General features: G+C 62.1%; 5 protein-coding genes. All 5 read right to left on the reverse strand.

Annotation, left to right across the window (positions count from 1 at the left end):
• Window positions 1-35: 35 nt before the first annotated feature.
• Window positions 36-1103 (reverse strand): ABC transporter ATP-binding protein, encoded by a 1068-nt coding sequence (locus AC1DUU_RS19260; RefSeq protein WP_476785008.1) that lies wholly within the window; start codon window positions 1101-1103, stop codon window positions 36-38.
• Window positions 1104-1112: 9 nt separating this feature from the next.
• Window positions 1113-2195, reverse strand: a complete 1083-nt coding sequence (locus AC1DUU_RS19265) for an ABC transporter ATP-binding protein (protein ID WP_476785009.1) — start codon at window positions 2193-2195, stop codon at window positions 1113-1115.
• A gap of 37 nt (window positions 2196-2232) precedes the next feature.
• Window positions 2233-3756, reverse strand: a complete 1524-nt coding sequence (gene glpD / locus AC1DUU_RS19270) for a glycerol-3-phosphate dehydrogenase (RefSeq protein WP_476785010.1) — start codon at window positions 3754-3756, stop codon at window positions 2233-2235.
• Between the two features lie 226 nt (window positions 3757-3982).
• Entirely contained in the window at window positions 3983-5326 is a 1344-nt protein-coding gene (locus tag AC1DUU_RS19275; protein ID WP_476785011.1) for an ABC transporter ATP-binding protein, read from the reverse strand.
• A gap of 14 nt (window positions 5327-5340) precedes the next feature.
• Window positions 5341-6877: ABC transporter permease (locus AC1DUU_RS19280; RefSeq protein ID WP_476785012.1), on the reverse strand; the 1537-nt coding region annotated here is incomplete at its 5' end.

Raw genomic sequence — 6877 nt, forward strand, 5'->3', positions numbered from 1 at the left:
GAACCAGGCCTTGTTGTTCCAGGTCTTTTCCATGGTCAGGCTCCCATCTCGACGCGCCACGACTTGTCGTAGAGGTTGATGCCTGCGGGATCGAAGGTGACGTGCGGATTGGCTGGCACGTTGTCGTCTTCGCCCAGGATCGCCGCGATCTCGCGGCCTTCGAGACTGGCACGCACCACCTTGTGGCGTCCGATGTCTTCGACCTTGCGGATTGTAACTGGCATGCCCTTGGCACCAAGCCGGACATATTCAGGCCGAATGCCGAGCTCGATGCCGCCGCCCTCGGCGCTGGGCGTGCCGGGAAGGTCGATGACCTGATCGCCAAGCCGGGCGCGCCTGCCTTCAACGGCCACTGGCATGACGTTCATGCCTGGCGAGCCGATGAAATAGCCAACGAAGGTGTGCTTGGGGCGTTCGAACAGTTCAGCGGGCGTGCCGATCTGGACGATTTCGCCGTCATACATCACCACCACCTTTTCAGCGAAGGTCAGCGCCTCGGTCTGGTCGTGGGTGACATAGATCATGGTATAGCCAAAGCGGCGATGAAGCTGCTTGAGCTGCGAGCGCAACAGCCATTTCATATGCGGGTCGATGACGGTCAGCGGTTCGTCGAACAAGATCGCGTTGACGTCGGAACGAACGAGGCCACGGCCGAGGGATATCTTCTGCTTCTGGTCGGCGGTCAGCCCGCGCGCCTTGCGCTTGGCCCAGCTTGCCAGGTCGATCATGTCGAGCGTCTCGCGCACCTTGCGGTCGACATCGGCCTCGGCAACGCCGCGGTTGCGCAGCGGGAAGGCCAAATTGTCGTAAACCGTCATCGTGTCGTAGATGACCGGGAACTGGAACACTTGGGCGATGTTGCGCTCCTGCGTCGACAGCCGGGTGACGTCCTTGCCATCGAACAGAAGCTGTCCGTGCGAGGCGTGCAGCAGGCCTGARATGATGTTGAGCAGGGTTGTCTTGCCGCAGCCGGACGGGCCGAGCAGTGCATAGGCGCCGCCGTCATCGAAGCTGTGATGCACCTCCCTCAGCGCGTAATCCTTTTCGGACTTCGGGTTGGCGCTGTAGGCGTGGCGGATATGGCTCAGGTCGATGCGTGCCATCTCGCCCTCCTATGCAGCCAGTTGCGATGGCGAGACGGCCGAACGGCCATTCGCGTCGAACACCATGACGTGGCGCGGATCGATGAACACCTTGACGGTCTCGTCCGGCTCGAACTGGCGGATGCCATGGGCAAGCATCACCCAGCGGGCATCGGCGAAGTCGAGATGCACGAAGCTCTCCGAGCCAGTGATCTCGGTCACAGACACTTTCGCTGTGACGCCGACCGCATCTGGGGTGCGCTTTTCATAAGAAAGATGGTGGGGCTGGAAGCCGATCGTATAGCTGGCGTCGGCAATGCCGGCGAGGTCCGCCGGCACCGGGAGGTCCACCCCACCATCAAGCTGGAAATTGCTGCCGCTCTTTTTCATCACGATCGTATTGAGCGGCGGGTCGGCGAACGTCTTGGCCGTGATCAGATCATTCGGTTTGCGGAATACCTCGATCGTCGGGCCGAACTGGGTGATGCGGCCTTCGGAGAGTGTTGCGGTATTGCCTCCGAGCAACAGCGCCTCGTGCGGCTCGGTTGTGGCATAGACGAAGATCGCGCCGGTCTCGGCAAAGATCTTCGGCAACTCGGCGCGCAATTCCTCGCGCAGCTTGTAGTCGAGATTGGCGAGCGGCTCGTCGAGCAAAACCAGCTTGGCATTCTTGACGATGGCGCGGGCAAGCGCGGTGCGCTGCTGTTGTCCGCCGGAGAGATTGAGCGGGGTGCGGTCGAGATAGGGCGTAAGCTTCAACAGGTCGGCGGCGCGTTTGACATCCTTTTCGACCCTCGCTTTATCGACCCCGGCAACGCGCAGTGGTGAGGCAATGTTCTCGTAGACCGTCATCGCCGGATAGTTGATGAACTGCTGGTAGACCATGGCGATGTTACGCTTTTGAACCGGGACGCCGGTGACATCGACGCCATCGAACCAGATTGAGCCCGAACTGGGCTTGTCGAGCCCTGCCATCAGCCGCATCAGGCTGGTCTTGYCCGAAAGCGTCGGTCCCAGAAGCACGTTCAGGCTGCCGTGCTGGAGCGTGAGTGAGACGTCGCGGATATGATCCGCGCCGGCCATTGATTTCGTTATGTTGCGCAGTTCCAGCATAATTCCTCCTCCCAGAGGCAGACGCGGGACGCTTTGCCTATTCTGCCGCGGCGTTGTGCACGCCAGGGCTTATTCCTTGCAGAAATTCATCGAGTGACGCGGCCTGCTCCTTGCCGAGCTTGAGACCGCGCTTGGTGCGTCGCCATAAAATGTCCTCTGCCGTCACCGCCCATTCATGGTCGACGAGGTAGCGCACCTCCGCCTCGTAGAGGTCGGCACCGAAATTGCGTCCCAGCTCGGCTTCGGATTTGGCGAGGCCCAAAAGCGCTTTTGCGCGTGTGCCGTACAGCCTCGTCAGCCGGCGGGCGAGGCGCAGGTCGAGAAACGCATAGGCAGCCTTGAGCTTCGCCACTTCGGCGTCGAAGGCGGTCGCCGCGAATTCGCCGCCGGGCAGGGCGGCGGTCGCCGTCCAGGATTTGCCCTTCTTGCCCAGATGCTTTTCGATGATCTCGAGCATCGACTCGGCAAGGCGGCGGTAGGTGGTGATCTTGCCACCGAAGATGTTGACGATGACCGCCTGGCCTTCGCCGACATCCGACTTCAGCACATAGTCGCGCGTCGCTTCCTGGGCCTTGCTGGCGCCGTCGTCATAGAGCGGCCTGACACCGGAGTAGGTCCACACGATGTGCTCGGGCTTGACCGGCTCGGCGAAATATTCGCTCGCCGCAGCGCAGAGATAGTCGATCTCGGCTGGCCTGATCTTTGCTGCATGCGGGTCGCCGTCATAATCCTGGTCGGTGGTGCCGATCAGGGTGAAGTCTTCCTCGTAGGGAATGGCGAAGATGATCCGCCCGTCCTTGTTTTGGAAGAAATAGGCGCGCGGATCGTCGAATTTCTTCGGCACCACGATGTGGCTGCCCTGGACCAGGCGCACATTGTGGACGTTGTTTTGGCCAACGGTGTCGGTCAAGACATGGTCGATCCATGGTCCGGCGGCGTTGACGATCAGCCGCGCCTTGACCTCTTCGATCTTGCCGCTGCGCGCGTCTTCGACCTGGATGGCCCAATGGCCATTGTCACGCCGCGCACGCGTCACCTTGGTCCGGGTGCGAATGATCGCCCCTCGATTGGCGGCATCGCGGGCGTTGAGCACCACCAGTCGGGCGTCATTGACCCAGCCATCCGAATATTCGAAGGCTTTTGAAAATATAGGCTTGAGCGGCTTGCCGGCGGCGTCGCTCTGCATGTCGAGCGTCTTGGTCGCGGGCAAAAGCCTGCGCCCGCCGATGTGGTCGTAAAGGAACAGGCCGAGCCTGATCAGCCAGGCCGGACGCAGGCCCTTGGCGTAGGGCAAGACAAAGCGCATCGGCCAGATGATATGCGGGGCGTTGCGCCACAGCACCTCGCGCTCCATCAGCGCCTCGCGCACCAGGCGGAATTCGTAATGTTCGAGATAACGCAGGCCGCCATGGATCAGCTTGGTCGAGTAGGACGATGTGCCGCTGGCGAGATCGTTCATTTCGGCGAGGTAGACCGAGTARCCGCGTCCGACCGCATCGCGTGCGATGCCGCAGCCATTGATGCCGCCGCCGATGACSAAGATGTCATGTATGTCGGGCATGCTCACGCCTTCGCCGTYTTTTCGCACTGCAGCAATTTTRGCATMWATGAAGMTCGATTTGGATTATTTCGAACTGAAAATGAATGTCAAACGAAAATGAAGGTGACGCGGACCCGATCTAGCGCGTTGGCGAGGACATGGAATTTGCAAGGAACAACTGAGCGGCCGGGAGCGCCGCATGCTGACGAAGTGGCCCTCCCGCTGATCGATTGCGGTTAGCCTGCGCTCAGGCTGGGTTCTCCAGATTGAACTGACCGCTGTGCTCGTCATAGCCAAACAACTCGGCATAGCGGCCCCAGGAGATCGCTGCCCTCAGGGTTGCCTCGGCGCTCTCTTCCGACATGTGGTCTTCGAGTTCTTCCGAGAAGCGCGTGAACGGCGCGCGATGGCTCGGCCGCTCGTCGAGTACACGCCGGATCAGGGCGGCGAGCGGCACGTAAGCGACGAGATGCTCGGCAAACAGCCGCTTGCGGGCATCGACTTCGGAACCGACGAACCGTCGCCCGAATTCGCTCAACTGGACGTCGCCTTCGGCCATCTCGGCGAAGCGCAGCAGTTGCAGGGTCTCGGCGATCGGAAAGAGTTCGTCCACCTCCATTTGCAGCGTAGCCGCAAGGTCCGGCAGGTCGGCCTTGCCGCCATAGGCGGGGGCTGCAAGCGCCTCCATCAGGCCTGACAGCAGGTTGGTCGAAACGCGTGGCAGCACCATGCCGATACCCGTGCCGGCTAAACCTTCGATGGCCCGCTTTTCGGCCTTTTCGGCCGGCGTGCGCTGGGTCATGCGCGCGTAGATGTCGTCGACGAGCTGACGGAAGGTGGGATCGTCGCGGTTGCGCGGATGCGGCAAATCGATCTTGATCTCGGTCGCGACCCGTCCGGGGTTCGACGCAAAGATCAGGATCCGGTCGCACATCAGCACCGCCTCCTCGATGTTGTGCGTCACCATCAGGATCGACTTGATCGGCAGACGTCCTTCGATCCACAGATCGATGAGGTCGGTGCGCAGCGTCTCGGCGGTCAGAACGTCGAGTGCGGAAAAGGGCTCGTCCATCAGCATCAGGCGCGGGTGGACCACCAGCGCGCGGGCAAAGCCGACACGCTGGCGCATGCCGCCGGACAGCTCCTTGGGGTACGCGCTTTCGAAACCATCGAGGCCGATTAGGTCGATGGCTTCGATGGCGCGGCGCCGCCGCTCCGGCGCCGGTGTGCCCAGCGCCTCCAGGCCGATCTCGACATTTTCAAGCACGGTGAGCCAGGGGAACAGGGCGAAGCTCTGGAACACCATGGAGATGCCTTCGCAGGGTCCGATCACGGGCTTGCCACACCAGTTGACGTTGCCGCTGGTTGCTGTGATGAGGCCCGACAACACGCGCAGCAGCGTCGACTTGCCCGAGCCGGAGCGGCCGAGCAGCCCGACGATCTCGCCTTCTCGGATCGACAGCGACACATTGTCGAGCACAACGAGCTCGGCATTGTCGCCCTTGGGATAGACCATGCGCACGCCGGAGATATCGACAAGCGGAGCCGTGGTGAGGTTGGAATGGGTATTGGTGAGTTCGAGCAGGGTCATGGAATGTCCTTTCCTCAATCGAGGCGGAGACGATTGGCGGAGAAGGCATAGAGAGGACGCCACACCAACCGGTTGAACAGGATGACAAACAGCGACATCACAGCAATGCCGAGCACGATGCGCGGGTAGTCGCCGGCGGCCGTCCCCTCGGCGATATAGGCACCAAGGCCGTTGGCCCGCAGTGTGGTGCTGCCCCAGCTTGCCACTTCGGCGACGATGGAGGCGTTCCACGAACCGCCGCTCGCGGTGATCGCGCCGGTGACGTAGTAGGGGAAAATCCCCGGCAGGATGACCTTGCGCCACCAGTACCAACCTTTGATGCGGAACGTGGCCGCGGCTTCCTTGAGGTCGTTGGGAAAGGCGCTCGCCCCGGCAATCACATTGAACAGGATGTACCACTGGGTGCCCAGCACCATCAGTGGCGACAGCCAGATGTTTGGGTTGAGACCAAACTTGACGATCGCAACGACAGCGAATGGAAAGACGATGTTGGCGGGGAAGGCGGCCAGGAACTGCGCCAGCGGCTGCACCCGCTCGGCGAGACGCGGCCTGAGGCCGATCCAGACGCCGATCGGCACCCAGATCAAGGTCGCGAGCGCCATCAGCACGATCACGCGCAGCATCGTCAGGACGCCGAGCCACACGACCTCGCCGACCTCCGCCCAGGCCAGTTCGGTCGCGATGAAGCCGACGATCAGCCAGATAGTGTAGGCGGCTGCCCCAAGCACAAGCGTGAACCAGATACGATCGGCCCAGCGCGTCGACCAGAACGCGCTAACCTCGCCCGGCACGACGACAGGCAAGGCGAAGCGCTGGCGCGGCAGGGAGCCGAGCACCAACCTCAATGGGGTGAGCAGGATCTGAAACAGCCGTGTCCGGCGCACCGCAACCAGCAGCCACGAATGCGGTGCCGTGCCGCTGGCCGTCTGCTCGACGCGGAACTTGTCGCCCCAGGCGACCAGAGGCCGAAACAGCAGCTGATCGTAGATCAAGATGACGACGAGCATGGCGATGACCGCCCAGCCGACCGCGGCGAGGTTTTGTTGCCCGATGGCACGGGCGACGTATGAGCCGATGCCGGGCAAGGTGATCGTGGTGTTGCCGACCGAAATCGCTTCGGAGGCGACGACGAAGAACCAGCCGCCGGACATCGACATCATGGTGTTCCAGACGAGACCCGGCATCGAGTAGGGTACTTCAAGGCGCCAGAAGCGCTGCCAGCCCGAGAGTCGGAAGCTGCGCGAGGCCTCGTCGAGGTCGGCCGGCACTGTCTTCAGCGACTGGTAGAAGCTGAAGGTCATGTTCCAGGCCTGGCTGGTGAAGATCGCAAAGATCGCCGCGAGCTCGACTCCGAGCACTCGGCCCGGAAACAGCGCCATGAAGCCAACGACAGTGAACGACAGGAAGCCCAGCACCGGCACCGACTGAAGGATGTCGAGCAAGGGGATAAGCACCATTTCGGCGCGGCGGCTTTTAGCTGCCAGCGCGCCATAKGCGAAGGTGAAGACGAGCGATGCCACGATCGCCGCCAGCATGCGCATGGTGGTGCGA

Source organism: Aminobacter sp. P4_H6_2 (genome assembly GCF_056400805.1).